This is a genomic window from Thauera sp., from assembly GCF_034003485.1.
In the GTDB taxonomy this organism is placed as follows: domain Bacteria; phylum Pseudomonadota; class Gammaproteobacteria; order Burkholderiales; family Rhodocyclaceae; genus Thauera.
In genome coordinates this window covers 43,936-65,068 of record NZ_JAVEYL010000009.1, presented here as the reverse complement: position 1 = coordinate 65,068, position 21,133 = coordinate 43,936, and the positions used below count along the sequence as shown (strand labels likewise).

The window sequence follows — 21,133 nt, the reverse complement described above, 5'->3', positions numbered from 1 at the left end:
GCGCCCCCAGGGAGCGCGCTAAAGGATTTGGCAAAGGCTGAAATCGTGCGCATCGGTCACGATACGCACGCGACAAGGCGGCACGCCCCGCGTTGCGAAGCGTGCCGCCCGTCCTTATACAGGACTTACTTCAGGAAGTGCTCGGTCACCGCCACCCAGTAGGCAGCCCCCACGGGGAGATTGCGATCGTCGAAGTCGTACATCGGGTGGTGCACCATCGGTGTGTCGCCATTGCCGATGAAACAATAAGTGCCCGGCTTCTGCTGCGCATAGTAGGCAAAGTCCTCGCTGCCCATGAAGGTGGGGCCGGGCATCACCACCTGCTCCTCGCCGAGCAGCGCGCGTGCGACGTCCGCGCATTCGAGGGTCTGATCGGGATCATTGACCAGCACCGCCCCGGGCGCGCCCTCGCGAATCTCGTGGCCGACACCGAACGCTGAGGCCTGGGCGGCCGTGATCGACTTCACCTTCTCCAGCACCAGCTTGCGGGTTTCCGGCGCGCTGCTGCGGATGCTCAGGCGCAGCGTCGCCGTCTGCGGAATCACGTTGCCCGCGTCGCCAGCCAGGAAGGCCCCCACCGACACCACGGCGGAGTCCTTCGCCGCCACGTTGCGCGACACGATGGTCTGCAAGGCCATCACCAGCGACGCGCCGGCCACAACTGGATCAATGCTCTTCTCGGGCATCGAACCGTGGCTGCCCTTGCCCGTGAGCACGATTTCCCAGTTATCCACCGCTGCCATGATGGGGCCGCCAGTGAAGTGAAGTTTGCCGCGCTCGAGCCCGGGCATGTTGTGCATGCCGAACACCGCATCCATCGGGAAACGCTCGAACAGCCCATCCCTGATCATCGCCACCGCGCCGCCCATGATCTCTTCCGCGGGCTGGAAGATCAGGTTGACGGTGCCGTTGAAGGCCCGCGTGCGCGCCAGGTACTGCGCCGCGCCGAGCAACATCGCGCTGTGACCGTCGTGGCCGCAGGTGTGCGACTTTCCTTCGATGGTGCTCTTGTGATCGCTGTCGATCATCTCCTGCACGGCGAGCGCATCGGTGTCGGCGCGCAGGCCGATCGACTTCTTGCCGTCGCCGCAGCTCAGCCGGGCGACGACGCCGGTCTTGCCCACGCCCTCGGCAACCTCGTAACCCCACCCGCGAAGGAGTTCGGCGATGTAGCGCGCGGTGTTGTGTTCGTCGAAGGCGACTTCCGGGTGGCGGTGCATGTGATGCCGCCACGCCTTCATCTGTTCCTGATCGGCCGACAGCGCATTCAAAAGGGTGTCCATGATGACTCCTGATCGAAACCTGAGACGTTCTGCAGGGACGCCCGGGCCCTGCGGACTGAGCACACTCAACCCGGGCGTCGTTTTCATTCGTGTTGCCGCGGTGCGCGGCGTACGGCAGGCGCGGTGTGTTGCGTGGCCGTGCCGTTGGTCCGTGGTGGGCGCTGCCTGCCTTAGCGCGCCTGCTTCGGACTGGCCTTGGGGACGGTGAGCATGATCGACATGATCGCCACGACCACCATGAAGACGTTGAACATCAGGGCGATGATCGCGGCCTCACGCACGGCCAGGTTGTCCTGACGGCCTTCGAAGGTGATCACGCCGGCAAGCCAGGAAACGCTCTCCGGGTTGGCGCTGAGCGCGGTGAAGATCGCCGCCGAGATCGCCACGCCAAAGGCGGCGCCGAGCGAGGAAGCCATCTTGTAGATGCCTGCACCGGAACCCGCCTGGGCGGCCGGCAGACTGGAGAGCGCGGCGTCGGTGGAAGGGGTGGCGTAGAAGGCGAGGCCAACACCGAACAGCGTGTAACCGATCATGGCGAGGATCTTGTAGTCATCGAGCAGCACGTTGGCCGGCGACAGCAGCACGATCGCCAGACCGGTGATCAGGCAACCCCAGATCATCGGCCGGCGCGCACCGAAGCGCTGCAGCAGCTTCTCGCCGACGCGGATGAAGGCAATGATCGCCACCGCATAACCCAGGGTCAGTCCGCCCGCTTGCTGAGCGGTCATGTCGCCGCCGAGTTGCACCAGTTGCAGGGAGACCAGGAGGGTGCCGGCCACGCCGTTGAGCAGGAAGTTGGAGATCGTGGCGCCGGTGTAGGTCGGATTGCGGAACAGCTTGAAATCGACGAAGGGCTGACCAGAGGTGTTCTCGATGCGGAAGAAGAGCGCACCGAAAACGATCACCGCCGCGATCAGGCTGAGGATCAGCGGGCTGGTCCAGCCCATCTTGTTACCCTGGGTGACGACGATCTGCAGGGCCACCATGGCGATCAGGAAGGTCAGCACGCCGGCCAGGTCGAACTTGTACGCGCCCTTGGTCTCGGCCTTGCTTTCCGGCGTTCCCTTCATCATCAGCAGGCCGATGACGGCAACGACGATCGAGGCGAAGAAGATGTAGCGCCAGCCGATGTTGTCGGCCACCAGGCCGCCGAACAGCGAGCACACGCCCGAACCGCCCCAGGAACCGATCGACCACAGGCTCACCGCACGCTGGCGCGCCGGACCGTCCCAGTAGGTCTTAACCAGCGCGAGGCTGGCGGGCATGATGCACGCCGCCGATACGCCCTGCAGCGCGCGCCCGACCAGCAGGAAGGCCGTCGCCATGCTGCCGGTGGGGGCGATCGCGATCAGAAGCGAACCGATGATGCTGAGGTAGAAGCCGATCTGCACGGTCTTGACGCGGCCGATGCGGTCGGCGAGGCCGCCGATGACGACGATGAAGATGCCCGAGAACAGGGCCGTGATGGCGACCGCGATATTCATCATGCTTGCATCCAGACCGAGGTCCTTCTGCATGGCCGGCGCGATGTTCAGGGTCGTCTGCGCGAAGAGCCAGAACGTGATGACGCCGAGGATGATGCCGTACAGTAGCTTGTCGTTACCTTGATACGTTGAAGCCTTACCCGCAGTGGCTGTCATGGTGGTCTCCTAAAGGCAGCGGGTTGATCGATTTCTGCCCCGCCATCCTAGGGATTCCCACATAAAAAATAAGGCATTCCGTTTTCCGCGATGACCACCGTCTGGAATCGCCCCGAATCACTTATGGATGGCCGCTCTGTCGTTTATGGAATCGCTTGAACGCACTCGCCCAAGGCGATACCTTGCGCGAGCGACAACCTGAGGCCAACAGCGGGCGAACCGATGAAAGACCACCAGCTCCGAGCACTCGTACATGTGGCCGAGAGCAGCTCGATCCGCGCCGCCGCGCGCGCCATGAACCTGAGCCAGAGCGCACTGACCAAGGCCCTGCGCGAGCTTGAGGAAGACGTGGGCGCCCAGCTCCTGACCCGCAGCTACAAGGGCATCGAATTCACTGCCGCCGGCTCGCTCCTGCTCGGCCACGCCCGGCTGGCCCTGTCGATCCTGGATAAGGCGGTGGAGGAAGTCCGCCTGCTGCATGGCGGGCCCGGTGCGCGGGTGGTGATCGCCGTGACGCCGATGGTGGGCGCGACGGTGCTGCCGAGGGTGTTGCGCGAGTACGAGGCGCTGCAGCCTGAGACCGAGGTGCACCTCACCGAAGGGCTGCTGACCCAGGTGCTGCCCGATCTGATCGAGGGTCGCCTGGACTTTGCGCTTGCGGTAGCCGACGCCGCCGACCTGCCCTACGAGATCGTGTTCGAGCCCCTGGGGCCCGCAAATGCCGTGCTGGCCGCACGCGAGGGACATCCCCTGGCCGCGGCGGCGACCTGGGCCGAGCTGCGGGATGCGAAATGGGTGATGAACCTGAGCCCCGGCAGCCTGGGGGGCGCGCTCCTGTCGTGGCTGGGCGAGCAGGGCCAGCCCCCGCCCCAGCACATGATCCGCTGCGCATCGACGATGCTGATGCTCGAACTGATGCAACGCACGGACTGCATCGGCATCGGCCCGGAGCGCCTGTTCAGGGACAGGCTGGTCGGCCACGGCATTCAATGTCTGAAGGTAGCGCCGCTGCCACCGGCAATGGATTTCGGCATCCTGCGCCTGCGCGGCGTCCCGCTTTCAGCCGCGGCGAAGCCCATGGCGACGCTGTTCGCGCGCTACCTCTCGAGCTGAAAGCCGGCCCCTGCCCGCGTTGCGCGCGGCGCGGGGTGGGGCGGCACGAGTGAGCGCCCTGTCCACCCGCGCCGCCGTCGATGAGACTTCAGACCGCGTAACGCCTCAGACGCTGCGAAAACTCCTGCAACTGCCGGATGCCGCTCTGCTCGGCGCGTGCAGTCCAGTCCTGCAACTGCGCCAGCAATTGCTCGCGACTCGCGTTCGAACGCGCCCACAGGCCAGCGAGCTCTTCGCGCATCGACAGCGCGGTGCTGAGCGCGGGGCTCTGCTTCACCACCACCGCGAGTTGCTGCTTCTGTTCGACCGCGAGTTGAGCCGATTCGCCCGCCAGCACCCAGCGCCGCAACGCACGCACATCGAGCGCCGATCCGTGCGCCGCCTTCAGGCGCTCGGCCTCCTCGGCACACAGGCGCCTGAGCGAGCGCATGTAGCGCGTCATCACGTCGTAGCGATGGGTGACGACGGCCTGCAGCGTGTCGAAATCGGGCACCGCCTTCGCTTCGCCGAACTTCGGCTGCGGGATGGTCTTCTTGACCTTGGCGAGGCCGAGCATTTCCAGGATGCGGATGTACATCCAGCCGATGTCGAACTCGTACCACTTCGACGACAGCTTGGCCGAGGTGGCGAAGCTGTGATGATTGTTGTGCAGCTCCTCGCCGCCGATCAGGATGCCCCAGGGCGAGATGTTGCGCGACGCGTCGACGCAGTCGTAGTTGCGGTAGCCCCAGTAGTGGCCGATGCCGTTGACGACGCCAGCGGCCCAGATCGGAATCCAAGCCATCTGCACCGCCCAGACCGTCAGCCCGAGCGCGCCGAATGCGATCACGTCGATCACCAGCATGACCGACACCCCCAGCGCCGAGCGGCGATAGACATTGCGCTCGAGCCAGTCGTCGGGCGTGCCGTGGCCATAGCGCTGCAGCGTGTCCTGGTTCATGGCCTCGGCGCGGTAAAGCTCCGCACCTTCCCAGATCACCTTGCGGATGCCGCGCGTCTGCGGGCTGTGGGGGTCTTCCTCGGTTTCGCACTTGGCGTGGTGCTTGCGGTGGATCGCCGCCCACTCCCTGGTGACCATGCCGGTGGTCAGCCACAGCCAGAAGCGGAAAAAGTGGCTGGGAATCGGGTGCAGATCGAGTGCGCGATGAGCCTGGTGACGGTGCAGGAAGATCGTCACCGCGGCGATCGTGATGTGGGTGAGAACGAGGGCCACGACGACGTAGCCCCACCAGGGGAGATCGAACAACCCGTTGTACATGCGGATCAACATCCTTGAGAGAAACAGCCCGGCGATTCTACGCCGCCCTGCGCAACGCATCCGCAGGAAGCTGCAGGGCGGGAGCCGCTTCGGGTGCCCGCCAGGCGCCACCCCGGGCAGGATGGCACACTTTGTTCAGACTCCCTTTGACGCAAGGCGTTCAACGCCGGGTAGGCTATCAGGGCCGCCACGGCAGCGAGCTGACCGGGGTGGCCTCGGCGCGATGGCGCTGCCAGTTATCGCGGTAGGCGCGCGCGAGGGCGCACTGATCGCGCACGATGAGCAGGTTCTCGGCGTTACGGTTTTTCGCCGACCAGGTGAAGTTGTAAGACCCGGTGAGCACCGCACAACCGGGCCCTTCGGCGTCGACGATCAGCACCTTGTTGTGAGCGGCGTTGTAACGCGTCTCGAAGGCTACCGGCACGCCACCGGCCAGGAGGCGCGGAACGGCATTGCCCTTCTCGCGCCGGTTCATCTGCGCATCGGCGAGTACCTCGACCTTCACTCCGCGTCGATGCGCAGCCACCATCGCATCGGCAATCTGCCGGCTGGTGAAGACATAGGCGTGAACCTTCAGGCTCTTGCGTGCGCTGCGGATGAGGTCGATCAGCACCTTCTCGGTGTCGTCGCGCGGCGAGAACGCCACTTCGATCTCGCCGTGGGCGGGAAACCGCTGGCTGGCGTGCGCCAACTGGGGCGTCAGGGCCGAAACGGCGAGCAGCGCGGCCCCGGTCAGAAGCGCCCGGCCTGCCGCCACGCCCTTCCGGCGCCTACCGGGGTCCCGCTCAGGCACGCTCCATCACCGCTGCGAAGAAGCCGTCGGTGTCATGCACGTGCGGCAGCATGCGCAGGCGCTCGCCGGTCTCCAGGCTCACGCCCTGCTTGTCGAGGATCTCCTGCGCCGACAGCGAACGGAACTCGGGATGGGCGGCGAGGAAGGCATCGACGATGCCATCGTTCTCTTCGGCAAGCGGGCTGCAGGTCGCATAGACCAGGCGGCCGCCCGGTCGCACCAGGCGCGCAGCCGCGGCCAGAATCGCGCCCTGATTGGCAACCATCTCCTCGACCGCTGCCGGCGACTGGCGCCACTTGAGGTCGGGGTTGCGGCGCAGCGTGCCCAGACCGGTGCACGGCGCATCGACCAGCACGCGGTCGGCCTTGCCCGCCAGGCGCTTGACCTTGGCATCGGACTCATGCGCGATCAGCACCGGATGCACGTTCGACAGCCCGGCGCGCGCCATGCGCGGCTTGAGCTTCGCCAGCCGCTTCTCCGACACGTCGAAGGCATACAGCCGCCCGGTCGAGCGCATCATCGCGCCGAGCTGCAGCGTCTTGCCGCCTGCGCCGGCACAGAAATCCACCACCAGCTCGCCGCGCTTGGGCTGCACCAGCAGGCCGAGCAACTGGCTGCCCTCGTCCTGCACCTCGAAGCTGCCGTCGAGGAACAGCGGGTACTTCTGCAGTGCAGGCTTGCCGGCAAGGCGGATCGCCTGCGGCGAAAGTGTGCCAGCCTCGGCACCGACGCCGTCTTCGCGCAGGCGGGCGAGCACGGCGTCACGGTCCGCCTTGAGCAGGTTCACGCGCAGATCGAGCGGCGCCGCACGGTTCAGGCCGTGGGCCAGCGCCAGCACGTCCGCCTCGTCCATCTGCGCGAGCAGGCGCTCGGCCAGCCAGTCGGGCAGGTCGGCGCGTTCGGCCAAGGTCAGCTCGCCCGGATCCGCGGCCTTGACCGAGGCCACCCAGTCACGCTCGGTGGCACTCACCAGACCTTCGAAGTTGCGCATCGGCCAGCCCTCGCCGCGCGCGAACCAGGCCAGCAGCAGCATGCGCGGCGTGGCCTCTTCGCCCGCCAGCCGGCGCAGCCAGCGTAGCCGCCGCAGCACGCCATAGACCGCCTCGGCGATGAAGCCGCGGTCGCGGTGGCCGAGTTCACGGTTGTCGCGGAAGTGGCGCGACAGCACCGCGTCGGCCGGAAAATCGAACGCCAGCACTGCACTCAGCGCCTGTGTGGCCTGGATGAAGAGCGGGCGGGACACGGCGCCTTCGGGCGCCTTCGGCGCACCTTCGGTGGGCTTGGCTGCGGTGGTCCTGCCTGCGGCCGGCTTGCCTGCGGTAAATTTGCCCGAGGTGGATTTGCTTGTCTTGTTGTTCATGTCAGTTCTGCGTGGAATTCTGCGTGGCTGGGGGATCTTCCGCGGGCGCACCGAGTTCGATGCGCGACGCGCGCTGATCGAGCACCCCGCCCTTCTCGTCCTCGATGCGGATGCGCACCGGCAGCAGCCCATGCTGCTGCGACAGCCATATTTCGATGTCGAGCTCGCCTTCCTCCGCCCAGGCACGCACGCGCAGTGTGTCGACCTGGCCGATGGCGAGCTTGAGGGTTTCGGTGCCGCTGGGTTCGAGGGTCGCCTGCTTGACGCTCTTGTTGGTAACCACGGTGCGCTTGACCGCCTTGCCCGTCTCGGCGACCCGTCGCGCCTGATGCCACAGACTGAGCAGGTCCTGGTCGCCCGGCGCGATGGCGCCACTGCGGCGCTCGCTGCCGTCGCGGCGAATGCTCACCCGCCCCGCCTGCCAGTCGAACTCCGCGCTCTCGAGCTTGCGACCGCGCTGGTCGACGGTGAAACGCTCGGGGCGCATGCCCTTTGCATCCGTCGTACCGACGCTGCGCTGCTCGTACTGCAACCCGAACAAGCCAGCCAGCCCTTTGGCCTCCAGGTTCAGGCTCATCTCGTACTTGTCACCGGCGAAGCGCCAGTCATGGCGAGCCTCGCCGATCCTCAGACCCTGCGAGCCGTAATGAACGTCGAAGTAGATGCTGCCCACGGGCGCCACCTTGGCCCCCGCGGCCGCCATCGTCGGCGAAGCCAGCATCGCGAACGCGAGGAAAAATCCTGTCAGTACCTTGCGCATCAGTCACCTCCTGCAGCAAACCGGTCGGGCGCCGGCGAGATCCACACCGCATCGTCATCGATACGCGCATCGCGCACCACCGCCCGCCCCCTCGCATCTAACGCAATCCGCCCCTCGGCAAACCAGCGCACCGCCTGCGGGTAGATCACGTGTTCCTGCCCCAGCACGCGCGCGGCCAGCGCCGCCTCGTCGTCGTCGGCACGCACAGGCACCGCGGCCTGGACCACGATCGGTCCGTCGTCGAGTTCGGCGGTCACGAAGTGCACCGTCGCGCCATGCAGTTTCACCCCGGCCTCGAGCGCGCGCCGGTGCGTGTGCAGGCCGGGAAACGCCGGCAGCAGCGAGGGGTGGATGTTGATCAGCCGCCCCGCGTAGCGGCGCACGAAGCCATCGGTCAGTACACGCATGAACCCCGCGAGCACGACCAGATCCGGCGCATGGGCATCGATGCACTCGGCCAGCGCGGCATCGAAGCTGGCGCGGTCGGTGTGCGCGGTGTGATCGACCACGGCGGTGGCAATCCCGTGCGAGCGCGCGAAGGAGAGCCCTGCTGCACCCGGACGATTGCTGATCACCGCCGCGATGCGGACGCCCGGGATGCGCGCACGCACGATGGCTTCCATGTTGCTGCCGCGACCCGAGATGAGAATGACGATGGACTTCATGAAAAAACCGCTGGATTGAAAGGGATGCCGGGCAGTCGTTGTGCCCGACGAAAGTCAGTAAACCGGCAGGAAGACAGCCGTGGTGAGGTTCTGGACCACGCGCGTCACCGTGCGCTCGGTCTCATCCTCGACGATGTCGGCCAGCGCATCGAGCAGTCCGATGACGCGCCCGAACTCGCGCTCGAAGCTCAGGTTGCTGACCTCGCCGATCTCGTTGGAGAGCAGCAGCAGACTTCCCGCAGCGTCACGCGTGCTCGCCAGCTTCCAGGCCACGATCTCGACGTTGCGGGCCGCATTGTAGAGGTGCTGGGGCGCCAGATCATCCAGCATGTAAAAAACTTCGCGGTCGCCCAGGGCCGACTGCACCATGCTCGCCAGGCCGACGATCAGCGCCTGCACGCGATCACCGCGAAATTCCGGATGCAGTGCGATGCGCATCGCCTCCAGGTCGCGGCGGTGGCCGAGCGCCGCGAAACGCCAGCGATGCTTCTCGTCGAAAATGCGCGAGATCGCCGCCTCGGCGCTCGGCGCGCCGCCCTTGCGCCACTCGGCAGGGTTACGCCGGTAGAGCTTGTCGGCCAGCCGCCTCAGGCTCGCGAACACGTGCTGCTGGTGGGTTTCGGCAACGCGGTTGATGTCGGTCTTGACCAGTTGACCGAGGTCGAACCCGCCCCTGCCGCGTGCGTTCGGTGCAGTCCCCGGCGCCGAGCACGCCGACAGCAACACGCAGGCGGCGACCAGAAGCACGGCGACCATGAGGACCGCGCCGTCACGCCGCCCCCGCCGCCCAAGGCCTGCAGCCTCCGCCATCCGTCGCCCTCCCCTGCTTCGTGCATACCGGCTTCGATCATAACCGAGCGGGAACGCCTTCCCGCGACTTCCCGGCCACACTTCCCGGACACACCTCCCGGCCGCGACCGCAGGCCTTTGTATAATGCCGGCTTTGCCGAGCGCCACCCCATGCCCCACATCCATCGCCTGCCCGACCTGCTGGTCAACCAGATCGCTGCCGGCGAGGTCGTGGAACGCCCCGCCTCGGTGCTCAAGGAGGTGCTGGAGAATGCGGTCGACGCCGGCGCGCAGGCGATCGAAGTGCAGCTCGAACAGGGTGGCGTGCGCCGCATCCGGGTGGTGGACGACGGCTGCGGCATCGCCCGCGACGAGCTCGCGCTCGCCCTCGAGCGCCACGCAACCAGCAAGATCGCGTCCCTGGACGACCTCGAGCGCGTGGGCACGATGGGCTTTCGCGGCGAGGCGCTGGCCGCGATCGCCGCCGTGGCGCGCACCAGCATCACCAGCCGTGCCGAAGACGCAAGCCACGCCTGGCGCATCGAGGCCGGCAGCGAGCCCGCGCCCGCCGCGCTCAACCAGGGCACCGTGGTCGACGTCGCCGACCTCTATTACAACACCCCCGCGCGGCGCAAATTCCTCAAGACCGAGGGCACCGAATACGCGCACTGCGACGACATGTTCCGCCGCGTCGCCCTCGCCCGCCCAGACATCGGCCTGCAGCTCACCCACAACGGCCGCGTCATCCACCGCCTGCCGCCGGGCCCTGCCATTGCGCGGGTCGGCGCGCTGATGGGCGACGATTTCGTGCAACACGCCCGCGAAGTCCAGGCCGATGCGGGCGTGCTGCGGCTCGCGGGCTTCGCATCCCTGCCCGCCTACTCCCGTGCCAGCCGCGACGCGCAGTTCTTCTTCGTAAACGGCCGCTTCGTGCGCGACAAGCTGCTCACCCACGCCGTGCGCGAGGCCTACGCCGACATCCTGCACGGCAGCCGCCATCCGGCCTACGTGCTGTTCCTCGAACTCGACCCCGCGGGGGTGGACGTCAACGTGCACCCGGCCAAGATCGAGGTGCGCTTTCGCGAAGCCCGCGCGGTGCATCAGTTCGTCTATCACGCGCTCAAGCGCGTGCTCGCCGAGAGCGGTGCGGCGCGGGCCGAACACGGCACGCAAATGCCGACGACGGCAGCTCAGGCGCAGCCCGGTGCATCCGATGTCGCGCACGCGGCCGGCCTCGCGCGCTGGCCCGGGTCGGAGGCAACTCAAACCGGCACCGGCGCCTGGCCGCCGCCTGTCCCGCAACAAGGCCGGCTGGCAATGGAGTCGGCGAGCCGCTCGTACTTCGACTTTGCTGCCGGTGCGCGTCCTGCACAGGGCGCATCACCGCGCACGGCGCCCGCCCCCCCGCAAAGCCATCCTGCCGGCGACGGCACTCCGCCGCTCGGCTTTGCACTTGCTCAACTGCACGGGGTGTACATCCTGGCCCAGAACGCCGCGGGCCTCGTGCTGGTGGACATGCACGCCGCGCACGAGCGCATCCTCTACGAAAAGCTCAAGACCGTGATCGACGGCCGCCCGGCGGTCCAGCGCCTGCTCATTCCAGCGGTGTTCTCGGTGGGCGCAAAGGACATGGCGGCGGCCGAGGAATGCACCGAGGTGCTCGCCGGCATGGGCTTCGAGGTCGGGGTCGCCGGCCCGCAGGAGCTGGCGGTGCGCAGCGTGCCCGCGCTGCTGGCGAGCGCCCCGGTGGCCGAACTGATGCGCCAGTTGCTGCAGGAGCTGCGCGAGTTCCCCGCCACCGAGGTCGTCACCGCCCGCCGCAACGAGCTGCTCGCGACCATGGCCTGCCACGGCGCGGTGCGCGCCAACCGCCAGCTCACGATTCCCGAGATGAACGCGCTGCTACGCGACATGGAGGCCACCGAGCGCGCCGACCAGTGCAATCACGGCCGGCCCACGTGGACCCAGCTCAGCATGGCCGATCTCGACCGCTTCTTCATGCGCGGGCAGTGAGGCGCGCCCGCGAGTCGCGCCCGGACCGGGCACGCCCGGCTCAGACGCGATAGATCAACACGCCGATCACCACCGCGGCAACGCTCGCCCACCCCAGGCGATCGACGTACTTGTGCAGCACCGCCTCCATGCGCTGACCGCCCCAGGCCATCAGCCCGGCGACGAGGAAGAAGCGCGCTCCACGGCCGACCAGCGAGGCCAGCGTAAACGGCAGCAGCGCCATGTGTGCGACGCCGGCGGCGATCGTGAATACCTTGTATGGAATGGGCGAGAACCCCGCCACGAAGATCGCCCAGAAGCCCCAGACGTCGAACCACGCGACCGCCTGCTCGTACGCACCCCAATAGCGGCTGGCGCGCAGCCAGCCCTCGATCAGATCGAAGGCGAAATAGCCGATCAGGTAACCGAACAGCCCGCCCGCCACCGAAGCCAGGGTGGTGATGAGCGCGAACCACCATGCGCGGCGAGGATTGGCCAGACTCATCGGCGCGAGCATCACGTCAGGCGGAATCGGGAAAAAGGACGACTCGGCGAAGCTGAGCCCACCCAGAAACCACGGTGCGCGTGGATGCCGCGACCAGCGCATCGTCCGCTCGTAAAGCGCCGAAAAGATCTTCAAGACAAGCCCTCAATCAAGGATGTCGGGCACCCGGCCCGACTTCGAGGGCGCAATGATACCCGCTCGGCCGCAGCTGCGACCGGCAGCACGGCTCACGCCTCATCGCCATCGCCCGGATATCACGATTTCATGTTGCAGTGCATCGAGCCACGAGAGAGAATCAGTCTTCCCTCAACCCGCACGCCCACCCAACCAGGTCCCTGGAATGTCGTTCCTGCGCCCCCAGAAGCTGCCATTGCGGCTCGTGCTGATCGTTCCCTACGTTGTCCTGGTCGTGGGCCTGGCCCTCGCGCTCGGCGTACTCTCGTACAGCGCAGGCAGCAACGCGGTATCGACGATCTCGTCCCAGTTGCTGCTCGAGGTGGTCGGGCGGATCTCGCAGGCCGTCGACCGCCATGTCGTCGGCTCCAGCGCCGTACTCGAAACGGCCTTTCCGGAGGGCATGCCGGCACCGAAGAACATCGAAGACGACTTCCACGAACTGCGCAACCGCTTCTGGGTGGCAACCGCCATCCACACCGACCCCAACAACTACGTCTATTACGGCAACGAAGCCGGCCAGGGCCTGGGCCTGTTCCGCCACTCCGACGAGGAGGTGGAGCTGCGCATGAAACTCCAGGCCGACGAACACCGCGCCATCTACCGCGTGACCGGACTCGACGGCGCGCTCAACTTCGTCCGCCGCGAAGGCAGCCTGTTCGATCCGCGCCAGCGCCCCTGGTATGCGGACGGCCGCAACGCCCGCGGCCACACCTGGACCTCGGTGTATATCGACTTCGGCACCCTGCAGCTCGTGGCCACGCGGGCACGGCGGGTACTCGCACCCGGCGGCGCATTCGCGGGCGTGGTCGCGACCGACGTCTCGCTCAAGGCCCTCAACGATTTCGTCAGCCGGCTCGAGGTGTCGCCCAATGGCGTCGCCTTCATCATCGAACCCGACGGCAACCTGATTGCCTCCTCGGCCAGCGCCAACGTCATCACCCTGCCCGACGGTCGCCACGGGCGGATCTCCGCGGACGCCAGCGACCACCCGCTGCTCAAGGCCACCTACGAAACGGTGCGCGAACGTATCGCCAACCGCGGTGACGAGCGCCTGCCGCGCGTGTTCGAGTTCAAGGACGCCGGCGGCAACCTGGTGCACGCGGCGTTCGACCGCATCCGCGACAAGGCCGGGCTGGACTGGATCACCGTGGTCACCATGCCCGCCAGCGACTACCTCGGTGGCGTCACCGACAACGTACGCCGCACCATCGTGCTCGCCGCGCTCGCGGTGCTGGTGGCCATCGGCATCGGGCTCGGCATCATCGGCTGGGTTGCCCGCGACCTGCGCCGGCTGGCCGAAGCTGCGGGGCGCATTGGCGACGGCGACCTCGACACCCCGGTCGGATTGTCGCGCCGCGACGAGATCGGCGAACTCGCCCACAGCTTCGAACGCATGCAGGCCCGCCTGCGCACCGACCGCCTGACCGGCCTCGCCAACCGCGAGGCGCTGACGCAGCAGCTCGCGCGCCGCATCGAACGCGCGCGTGCCGACCGCCGCCAACCTCGCCTCGGTGTCCTGTTCATCGACCTCAACCGCTTCAAGGACATCAACGACTCGCTCGGCCACGACGCCGGCGACCGCGTGCTGCAGGAGATCGCGGAGCGCCTGCGTCACAGCGTGCGCAGCGAGGACTTCGTCGCACGCTATGCCGGCGACGAATTCGTGATCCTGGTCGACCCGATCGCCGATCGCGACGCGCTCGAGCAGGTGCGCCGGCATGTCGAGGACGTACTGGCGAAACCGGTCGCGATCGAGGAGGCAGGCACGATCGATCTCACCGCCGGCGGCGCCATCGGCTGCGCGCTGTTTCCCGACGACGGCGACAGCCCGGAAGGCCTGCTGCGCCATGCCGACCATGCCATGTATGCGCGCAAGCAGCGCTCCACCGCGTCTGCAGCCGACAGCGTCGTGCGTTTTCCCCAGCGGCCGTGAGCAGTGCATGGGACAAGCTGTGGATAAGCCACGCAAGCGACTGTAAGTACAGGCTTATCCGCCGCTGCTCAAAGATTGAGCAGCGCGCATCGACGCGGAACTATGTCTCACTCTCGAACAGGCTGTAATTGAGCAGGCACGCGGCTTCTGTTGGTTTCAACCGCAGTCCGGCATACGCCCTTTCCATCCCAGCTCAAGCCCACGTCATCGATGCCCTCGAACGCTCGTCGACGCTCGGCCCCTCGACAACATGACGCACTCGATGCTGCGCGCCTACCGCTGAGACCGGCACGCAGGCCGCCTTACGGCCCCACCCAAGGCAGCACGCTGAAAGGCATCACGAAGGCGATGATCGCCTTTTACCTTCGGCGGCAAGCTGGGGGATAATCAGCGCCATTGTTGCCTGCCCCACTCCTGCCTGCCTCTATTCCAATGCCGTGCTCTCTGCGGCCGGCCTTGGTCGTCCCGCCTAGCGCCCCCCGGATTCCTTGCACGCCCCCTGAGCTTGACCGCCCCCTCCGCCCTGTCTCCCCCTGCCCTGCTCCTGCTCGGCCCCACCGCCAGCGGCAAGACCGCGAGCGCGCTGGCGCTCGCACAAGCCCTGCCGATCGAGATCATCAGCGTCGACTCGGCGCTGGTGTATCGCGACATGGACATCGGCACGGCCAAGCCCTCGGCTGAGGAACGGGCGACCTGTCCGCATCATCTGATCGACATCGTCTCGCCCGCGGACAGCTATTCCGCCGCGCGTTTTCGCGCCGACGCGATCCGGCTGATGGGGGAAATCGGCGCGCGCGGCAACATTCCGCTGCTCGCGGGCGGCACCATGCTGTACTTCAAGGCGCTGCGCGATGGGCTCTCGGACCTGCCCGCCGCCGACGCCGAACTGCGCCGCGCCATCGACGAGGACGCCGCGGCGCGCGGCTGGCCAGCGCTGCACGCGGAACTCGCCCGCCTCGACCCGGTGGCCGCCGCGCGCCTGGAGCCGGGCGACGCGCAGCGCATCCAGCGTGCACTCGAGATCGTGCGTCTCACCGGCCGTCCGCTCGCCGAGAGCTACGCGAAGAAGGAGGACGACACCCTGCCCTGCCGCCTGCTGCCGATCGCGCTCGCGCCTTCGGAGCGCAGCGTGCTCCATGCACGCATCGCCGAGCGCTTCGACGCCATGCTGCACGCCGGCTTCGTCGACGAGGTGCGCCAACTGCGCGCCCGCTACCGGCTCGACCCCGCCATGCCGTCGATGCGCTGCGTCGGTTACCGCCAGGCCTGGGAATACCTCGACGGCGACATCGGCTACGACGAGTTGCGCTTCAAGGGCATCGCCGCCACCCGCCAGCTCGCCAAGCGCCAGCTCACCTGGCAGCGCCAGTTCCGCGAGACCTGGCCGGGCTATGTCGAACTCGACTGCCTGCGCCCAGACCTGCCTCAGGCCGTGCTGCATGCGGCGCTGCGCCAGCTGCACGACCCCGCCTGACACACCTCACCCATCGTCCACACCTGACCGGAGCCTGCCCCCATGGATGAACAGATCATTGCCGACGTCGAGCAATGGCTCGACGAGGTCGTCATCGGCCTCGACCTCTGCCCGTTTGCCGCCCGCCCGCGCCGCGAAAAGCGCGTTCGCATCGCGGTGAGCCACGCCACCGACGAAGAGGCCCTGCTCAACGACCTGCAGGCCGAGCTCGAGCGCCTGTCCGACACCCCTGCGGCCGAACTCGAAACCACGCTGCTCGCCATCCCCGACATGCTCGAGGATTTTGCCGACTACAACGACTTCCTCGACGCGGTCGACCTGTGGGTGGCGCAGTTCGGCTGGGAGGGTGATCTGCAGGTGGCGAGCTTTCACCCGCAGTACCAGTTCGCCGACACCGAGGCCGACGATCCGGGCAACCTCACCAACCGCTCGCCCTGGCCCCTGCTGCACATCATCCGTGAGGAAAGCCTGGAGCAGGCCGTCGAGCACTACGCCGACGTCGACGCCATCCCGGAGCGCAACATCGCGCGCATGAAGGCGCTCGGCCCCGAGGAACGCAAGCGCCTGTTCCCCTACCTGTTCGGCTGAGCAGAACAGACTGCGCCGGGCCGGGCATCAACAAAATTAGTCCCTGGAATCAATCACTTTTTGCATTGATCTGATGCGACCCGGCACCCGCAGATATTCGCCTGGCGTGTGTTCCCCGTGCTGGCAAGGCGCCTGCACGGGGAGTAGACTGATTTTCGACACAGACGACTTTTCCACCACGCCGACGCTCAGGAGGCTCCCATGTTTTCCGAATACAAAGAGTTGATGACCCGCCTCAAGGCCACCGACCCGCAGTTCGCCGAACTCTGCACCCAGCACGACGCGCTCGACCAACAGATCCACGATATCGAAGCCCACACCGAAGTCTCGACCTACGAGCACCTCGAAGACCTCAAGAAAGAGAAGCTGCTGGTGAAGGACAAGGTTTACGCCCAACTGCGCAAGGTCGGCGCAAACTGACCCGAACTGCCGTGTCCGGCGAGCGCCAACTGACGCTCGCCCCCGCAGGTGGCCCCCCGTTGCCCCCTCAGTCGGCCCCCCTCAGTCGGCCCCCTTCAGTCGGCCCCCTGCAGGCCAGGCTCACCAGCAAGTTCGGCCCGCTCACGGCGAGCCAGCAGCGTGTATACGGTCGGCACCACGAACAGCGTGAAGAAGGTGCCGATCAGCAGGCCCCCCACGATCACCCAGCCGATCTGCTGACGGCTCTCGGCGCCTGCACCGGTCGCCAGCGCCAGGGGCAGCGAACCCAGCACCATCGCCCCGGTCGTCATCAGGATCGGGCGCAGGCGCAGGACCGCCGCCTCCACCACCGCCTCACCCAGCGCACGCCCCTGCTCGCGCAACTGATTGGCAAACTCCACGATCAGGATGCCGTGCTTGGTGATCAGCCCCACCAGGGTCACCAGGCCGATCTGGCTGTAGACGTTGAGCGTTCCGCCCGTCAGCCATAGCGCACCGAGCGCGCCGGTCATCGACAGCGGCACCGTCAGCATGATGATGAAGGGGTCGCGGAAGCTCTCGAACTGCGCGGCCAGCACCAGATAGATGAAGGCCAGCGCAAGCAGGAACACCAGTGCCAGGCTCTCCGAGCTGGTCTTGAATTCGCGCGACTGACCATCGTAGTCGGTGCTGTAGCCCGGGGGCAGGATGCGCGCCGCGGTGTCGTCCATCCACTGCAGCGCCTCGCCCAGGGCGTAGTCCGGCGCCAGGTTGGCCGAGATCGTCACCGAGCGGCGCTGGCCGAAGTGGTTGAGTTCGCGCGGGGCCACCCGCTCGCTCACCTTCACCACGCTGGTCAGCGGCACCATCTCGCCGTTGCGCGCACGCACGTAAATGTCGCGGATGTCGCGCGGGTCGCGGCGCTCGTCGGCGGTGACCTGGACGATCACGTCGTACTGCTCGGCATCCTGCTTGTAGCGCGTGACCTGGCGACCGCCGAGCATGCTCTCGAGCGTGCGCGCGATCACATCGACCTCGACCCCGAGGTCGGCCGCACGGTCGCGGTCCACCTCCACCGCCAGCTCAGGCATCGTCAGCTTGAGGTCGGTGTCCGGCGACACGAAGCCCGGGTTGTCGCGCATCTCGCCAAGGAAGGTGTCGGCCACGCGTGCGAGTTCGTCGTAGCTCTCCGAGGTGGACACCACGAAGCTCACTGGCCGCGAGCGTACGCTCTGCCCAAGCGAAGCCGGCATGATCGGAAAGGCGTTCACGCCCGGCACGGCGCGCATCTGGGGCTGGAGTTCGGCTGCAATCTCACCGGCCTTGCGCGCCCGCTCCGACCAGTCGCTGAAGCCGACGAAGGAGATGCCCTGCGACACCGTCGGGTTGCCGGCGATCACCAGGTAGCGATCGACCTCGGGCAGACCGGCGTAGATGCGCTCGATCTCCTCGGCGTAACGCGACATGTAGTCGAGGGTGGCGCCCTCGGGACCGGTGAACATACCGATCACCCGGCCACGGTCCTCGAGCGGCGCGAGCTCGTTCTTCAGTTGGCCCATCAGCCAGACAGAGCTCCCCGCCACAATCGCGAACACCAGCATCACCAGCCAGCGCGCACTCAGCGCGAGCTTGAGCACGCCGCGGTAGCCTTCGGTGAGCCACGACAGGAAGCGCTCGATGCCGTTGTAGATCGGGCCGTGCTTGGGTTCGTGACGCAGCAGCTTCGAGCACATCATCGGCGACAGCGTCAGCGCGACGAAGCCGGACACGATCACCGCACCGGCGAGTGTGAGCGCGAACTCGGTGAAGAGCTTGCCGGTGCGCCCGGTCATGAACGCCACCGGCGCGTATACCGCCGCGAGCGTGATCGTCATCGCCACCACCGCGAAGCCGATTTCCTTCGCGCCCTTGAAAGCCGCGGCGACCGGCTCCATGCCATCCTCGATGTGGCGATAGATGTTCTCCAGCACCACGATCGCGTCGTCCACCACCAGCCCGATCGCCAGCACCAGCGCGAGCAGCGTCAGCGTGTTGATCGAGAAGCCGAGCACCAGCATCAGCGTGAACGCGCCCACCAGCGACACCGGGATCGTCACCAGCGGCACCAGCATTGCCCGCCAGTTGCGCAGGAAGAACAGGCACACCGCGGCCACCAGCAGCACGGCCTCCCATATGGTGGAGAACACCGCGTCGATCGAGCGCTCGATGAACACGGTAGTGTCGTTGGCGATGGTCATCGACATGCCTTCCGGGAGCTCGGCCTGCAGACGCGGCAGCATTTCGTCCAGGCCACGCTTGAGGTCGAGCGGATTGGCCACCGACTGCTTGATCAGACCGATCGACACCGCCGGCCGGCCCATGAAGCGCACCGACGTACGCTCGCTCTCGGGCGCCACCTCGACTCGCCCCACGTCGCGGATACGCACCGGGTAGGCGTCCGCGGTGTCGCCCTGGCGCAGCACGATGGCGCCGAACTGGTCGGGCTCGGTCAGGTCGGTCTGCGCCACCACGGCGAACTCGCGCTCGCGGCTCTCGATACGCCCAGCGGGCAGCTCCACGTTCTGGCGGCGGATCGCGTCTTCCACTTCCTGCACGGTCAGGCCGAAGGCGGCCAGGCGGTCGCGGTCCAGCCACACCCGCATCGCCGAGCGCCGGTCGCCGAACAGGCGCGCGTCGGCCGCACCGGGTAGCGTCTGCATGCGCGGCTTGATGACGCGGTTGGCGAAGTCGCTGATCTCCATCGGGTCATGGCGGTCGGACGAGAACGCCACCCAGATGATCGGGCTGGCATCGGCCTCGACCTTGGCGATCACCGGCTCGTCGATGTCGTCGGGCAGGCGCTGGCGCACGCGCGACACGCGGTCGCGCACGTCGGCGGCAGCCGAGTCCGCATTGCGCTCGACTCGAAAACGCACCGTGATCTGGCTGCGCTCCTGGCGGCTGATCGAGGACAGCACATCGACGCCCTCGATACCGGCGAGCGAGTCCTCCAGCGGCTTCGTCACCTGCGACTCGACGATTTCGGCGCTCGCGCCGCGGTAGCGCGTATCGACCGTCACCACCGGCTCGTCGATGTTGGGGTACTCGCGCACGGTGAGCCGCGAGTACGACATCAGACCGACCAGCAGCACGAGCAGAGACAGCACGGTGGCGAACACCGGGCGGCGGATGCAGAGATCGGAAATGACCATGGTTCAGTCCGCCCGCGCCACACCGGCCGGCACCGCGGCCACCTTCACCGCCGCACCGTCGCGCAGCTTGAGCTGGCCGGCGACCACCACCACCGCGCCCGGCGCCAGGCCGTCGACCACTTCCACCATCGCATCGCGGCGCTGGCCGGTGGTCACGTTCACGCGCTGGACCTTGCCGTCCTCCACCCGATAAACGAACTGCGTATTGCCCGGCGCCGGCACCAGCGCGGCCTCGGGCACCACCGGCACCTCTGTGCGCTCGGCCAGGATCAGGCGCACGCGGGCGAACACCCCGGGACGCAGGCGCATGTCGGGGTTACGCAGGCTGGCGCGCAGGCGCACAGCGCGGCCCTGAGAATCGACCAGCGGGTCGATCGCCTCCACCGTCGCGGTATGGACCTCGCCCCGCAGCACGTCGCTCGACAACTCAAGCGTCTGCCCGGGGCGCACGCGGTCGAGGTAGAGCTCGGGCAGGCGGAAGTCGAGCTTGAGCGTGGCGATGTCCTCGAGGTTGATCAGTGCGTCGCCGTCCTGGACGAAGTCGCCCGGGCTGACGCTGCGGATGCCGACCACGCCGTCGAAGGGCGCGCGGATCTGCATGCGCGCCAGCCGCGCCTGCGCCAGCGCGAGACCGGCGCGCGCCACCTCGAGCTTGGCGCGCGCGTCATCGAGGCTGCTCTGGCTGACGAACTTGCGCCCGAACAGATCCTGCGTGCGCCGGAAGTTCGATTCGGCCAGGGTCAGGTTGGCGCGCGCCTGCTGCAGTTCGGCGCGCTCCACGGCCGCGTCGAGTTCGACCAGCACCGCACCACGGCGCACGGTCTCGCCGTCGCGAAAGCGGATCGCCTCGATCCGGCCGGAGACCTCCGGGCGTAGCACAACGGATTCGTTCGAGACCAGCGAGCCCACCGCGGTGACGTCGTCGGCGAGCGTACGGGTCTCCACGATGTGGGTTTCCACCACGACCGGAGCCGCCTGCGCACCGCCCCCACCCCCGCCTGCACCCGCAGCCGGGGCGGCGGCCAACGGCGCCGTCGCCGGGTCCGGTGCCCGATTCGCATGCCAGGCATAGCCTGCCAGCGCAGCCAGGCCGATTAGGCTGAAAACAATGATTGGACGACGACTTGAAGGCATGGGCGGTTAGCGGAAGGGCTGTGAAAGGAGGGCCGGCGAACAGCCAGAAGTGTAGGGACAAAAGCATCTGCTGTCCGGT

17 protein-coding genes are annotated in these 21,133 nt (G+C 67.4%); 6 read left to right on the top strand and 11 right to left on the bottom strand.

What is annotated here, in order from left to right; translation table 11 throughout:
* Positions 1-125 precede the first annotated feature (125 nt).
* Both RBT54_RS06775 and RBT54_RS06770 read right to left on the bottom strand, forming a co-directional pair.
* Entirely contained in the window at positions 126-1,283 is a 1,158-nt protein-coding gene (locus RBT54_RS06775) for a M20 aminoacylase family protein (protein WP_320365450.1), read from the bottom strand.
* Between the two features lie 170 nt (positions 1,284-1,453).
* Entirely contained in the window at positions 1,454-2,923 is a 1,470-nt protein-coding gene (locus RBT54_RS06770) for an MFS transporter (protein WP_320365448.1), read from the bottom strand.
* A gap of 222 nt (positions 2,924-3,145) precedes the next feature.
* Between RBT54_RS06770 and RBT54_RS06765 the strand changes: the two genes are divergently transcribed.
* On the top strand, positions 3,146-4,036 hold the full coding sequence (locus RBT54_RS06765) for a LysR substrate-binding domain-containing protein (RefSeq protein WP_320365445.1): 891 nt from the start codon (positions 3,146-3,148) through the stop codon (positions 4,034-4,036).
* An 88-nt stretch (positions 4,037-4,124) separates the two neighbouring features.
* Here RBT54_RS06765 and RBT54_RS06760 read toward each other — a convergent pair whose 3' ends face one another.
* The 6 genes from RBT54_RS06760 to RBT54_RS06735 all read right to left on the bottom strand — a co-directional run bounded on the left by RBT54_RS06760 (position 4,125) and on the right by RBT54_RS06735 (position 9,628).
* The gene (locus RBT54_RS06760; RefSeq protein WP_320365443.1) at positions 4,125-5,294 is read right to left on the bottom strand and encodes a fatty acid desaturase; all 1,170 of its coding nucleotides are present in this window, start codon (positions 5,292-5,294) and stop codon (positions 4,125-4,127) included.
* A gap of 178 nt (positions 5,295-5,472) precedes the next feature.
* Positions 5,473-6,051, bottom strand: coding sequence for a phospholipase D family protein (locus tag RBT54_RS06755; RefSeq protein ID WP_413788427.1), 579 nt, complete (start codon positions 6,049-6,051; stop codon positions 5,473-5,475).
* 28 nt (positions 6,052-6,079) lie between these two features.
* Positions 6,080-7,447, bottom strand: a complete 1,368-nt coding sequence (locus tag RBT54_RS06750; RefSeq protein ID WP_320365441.1) for an RsmB/NOP family class I SAM-dependent RNA methyltransferase — start codon at positions 7,445-7,447, stop codon at positions 6,080-6,082.
* A 1-nt stretch (position 7,448) separates the two neighbouring features.
* On the bottom strand, positions 7,449-8,207 hold the full coding sequence (locus RBT54_RS06745) for a DUF3108 domain-containing protein (protein ID WP_320365439.1): 759 nt from the start codon (positions 8,205-8,207) through the stop codon (positions 7,449-7,451).
* Positions 8,207-8,872, bottom strand: a complete 666-nt coding sequence (purN, locus tag RBT54_RS06740; protein ID WP_320365438.1) for a phosphoribosylglycinamide formyltransferase — start codon at positions 8,870-8,872, stop codon at positions 8,207-8,209. Before purN ends, RBT54_RS06745 begins: the two co-directional genes overlap by 1 nt.
* 54 nt (positions 8,873-8,926) lie before the next feature.
* Positions 8,927-9,628, bottom strand: coding sequence for a hypothetical protein (locus RBT54_RS06735; protein WP_320365436.1), 702 nt, complete (start codon positions 9,626-9,628; stop codon positions 8,927-8,929).
* Positions 9,629-9,832: 204 nt separating this feature from the next.
* Between RBT54_RS06735 and mutL the strand changes: the two genes are divergently transcribed.
* Complete coding sequence (mutL, locus tag RBT54_RS06730; RefSeq protein WP_320365434.1) at positions 9,833-11,674, top strand: DNA mismatch repair endonuclease MutL; 1,842 nt, start codon at positions 9,833-9,835, stop codon at positions 11,672-11,674.
* Positions 11,675-11,714: 40 nt separating this feature from the next.
* Here mutL and RBT54_RS06725 read toward each other — a convergent pair whose 3' ends face one another.
* Entirely contained in the window at positions 11,715-12,293 is a 579-nt protein-coding gene (locus tag RBT54_RS06725) for a YqaA family protein (RefSeq protein ID WP_320365432.1), read from the bottom strand.
* Positions 12,294-12,498: 205 nt separating this feature from the next.
* Between RBT54_RS06725 and RBT54_RS06720 the strand changes: the two genes are divergently transcribed.
* The 4 genes from RBT54_RS06720 (at position 12,499) to RBT54_RS06705 (ending at position 16,750) form a co-directional block, all read left to right on the top strand.
* A complete protein-coding gene (locus RBT54_RS06720; protein ID WP_320365430.1) occupies positions 12,499-14,268 on the top strand; it encodes a diguanylate cyclase domain-containing protein in 1,770 nt (589 codons plus the stop codon).
* A 523-nt stretch (positions 14,269-14,791) separates the two neighbouring features.
* Positions 14,792-15,742 (top strand): tRNA (adenosine(37)-N6)-dimethylallyltransferase MiaA, encoded by a 951-nt coding sequence (miaA, locus tag RBT54_RS06715; RefSeq protein WP_413788428.1) that lies wholly within the window; start codon positions 14,792-14,794, stop codon positions 15,740-15,742.
* Positions 15,743-15,784: 42 nt separating this feature from the next.
* Entirely contained in the window at positions 15,785-16,330 is a 546-nt protein-coding gene (locus RBT54_RS06710; protein ID WP_320365426.1) for a DUF1415 domain-containing protein, read from the top strand.
* Between the two features lie 201 nt (positions 16,331-16,531).
* Positions 16,532-16,750 carry a YdcH family protein gene (locus RBT54_RS06705; RefSeq protein WP_320365424.1) on the top strand — a complete coding sequence of 73 codons (219 nt, stop codon included), beginning with the start codon at positions 16,532-16,534 and terminating at the stop codon, positions 16,748-16,750.
* 95 nt (positions 16,751-16,845) lie between these two features.
* Here the strand turns inward: RBT54_RS06705 and RBT54_RS06700 are convergent, their stop codons facing one another.
* Both RBT54_RS06700 and RBT54_RS06695 read right to left on the bottom strand, forming a co-directional pair.
* Positions 16,846-19,920, bottom strand: a complete 3,075-nt coding sequence (locus tag RBT54_RS06700; RefSeq protein WP_320365422.1) for an efflux RND transporter permease subunit — start codon at positions 19,918-19,920, stop codon at positions 16,846-16,848.
* 3 nt (positions 19,921-19,923) lie between these two features.
* The gene (locus RBT54_RS06695) at positions 19,924-21,054 is read right to left on the bottom strand and encodes an efflux RND transporter periplasmic adaptor subunit (RefSeq protein ID WP_320365420.1); all 1,131 of its coding nucleotides are present in this window, start codon (positions 21,052-21,054) and stop codon (positions 19,924-19,926) included.
* Positions 21,055-21,133: the final 79 nt, after the last annotated feature.

What these genes read in the sequence shown, in the direction of transcription:
- RBT54_RS06775 (WP_320365450.1), bottom strand. Translation starts at nt 1,283, where the DNA reads ATGGACACCCTTTTGAATGCGCTGTCGGCCGATCAGGAACAGATGAAG.
- RBT54_RS06770 (WP_320365448.1), bottom strand. Translation starts at nt 2,923, where the DNA reads ATGACAGCCACTGCGGGTAAGGCTTCAACGTATCAAGGTAACGACAAG.
- RBT54_RS06765 (WP_320365445.1), top strand. Translation starts at nt 3,146, where the DNA reads ATGAAAGACCACCAGCTCCGAGCACTCGTACATGTGGCCGAGAGCAGC.
- RBT54_RS06760 (WP_320365443.1), bottom strand. Translation starts at nt 5,294, where the DNA reads ATGTACAACGGGTTGTTCGATCTCCCCTGGTGGGGCTACGTCGTCGTG.
- RBT54_RS06750 (WP_320365441.1), bottom strand. Translation starts at nt 7,447, where the DNA reads ATGAACAACAAGACAAGCAAATCCACCTCGGGCAAATTTACCGCAGGC.
- RBT54_RS06745 (WP_320365439.1), bottom strand. Translation starts at nt 8,207, where the DNA reads ATGCGCAAGGTACTGACAGGATTTTTCCTCGCGTTCGCGATGCTGGCT.
- purN (WP_320365438.1), bottom strand. Translation starts at nt 8,872, where the DNA reads ATGAAGTCCATCGTCATTCTCATCTCGGGTCGCGGCAGCAACATGGAA.
- RBT54_RS06735 (WP_320365436.1), bottom strand. Translation starts at nt 9,628, where the DNA reads ATGGTCGCCGTGCTTCTGGTCGCCGCCTGCGTGTTGCTGTCGGCGTGC.
- mutL (WP_320365434.1), top strand. Translation starts at nt 9,833, where the DNA reads ATGCCCCACATCCATCGCCTGCCCGACCTGCTGGTCAACCAGATCGCT.
- RBT54_RS06720 (WP_320365430.1), top strand. Translation starts at nt 12,499, where the DNA reads ATGTCGTTCCTGCGCCCCCAGAAGCTGCCATTGCGGCTCGTGCTGATC.
- RBT54_RS06710 (WP_320365426.1), top strand. Translation starts at nt 15,785, where the DNA reads ATGGATGAACAGATCATTGCCGACGTCGAGCAATGGCTCGACGAGGTC.
- RBT54_RS06705 (WP_320365424.1), top strand. Translation starts at nt 16,532, where the DNA reads ATGTTTTCCGAATACAAAGAGTTGATGACCCGCCTCAAGGCCACCGAC.
- RBT54_RS06700 (WP_320365422.1), bottom strand. Translation starts at nt 19,920, where the DNA reads ATGGTCATTTCCGATCTCTGCATCCGCCGCCCGGTGTTCGCCACCGTG.
- RBT54_RS06695 (WP_320365420.1), bottom strand. Translation starts at nt 21,054, where the DNA reads ATGCCTTCAAGTCGTCGTCCAATCATTGTTTTCAGCCTAATCGGCCTG.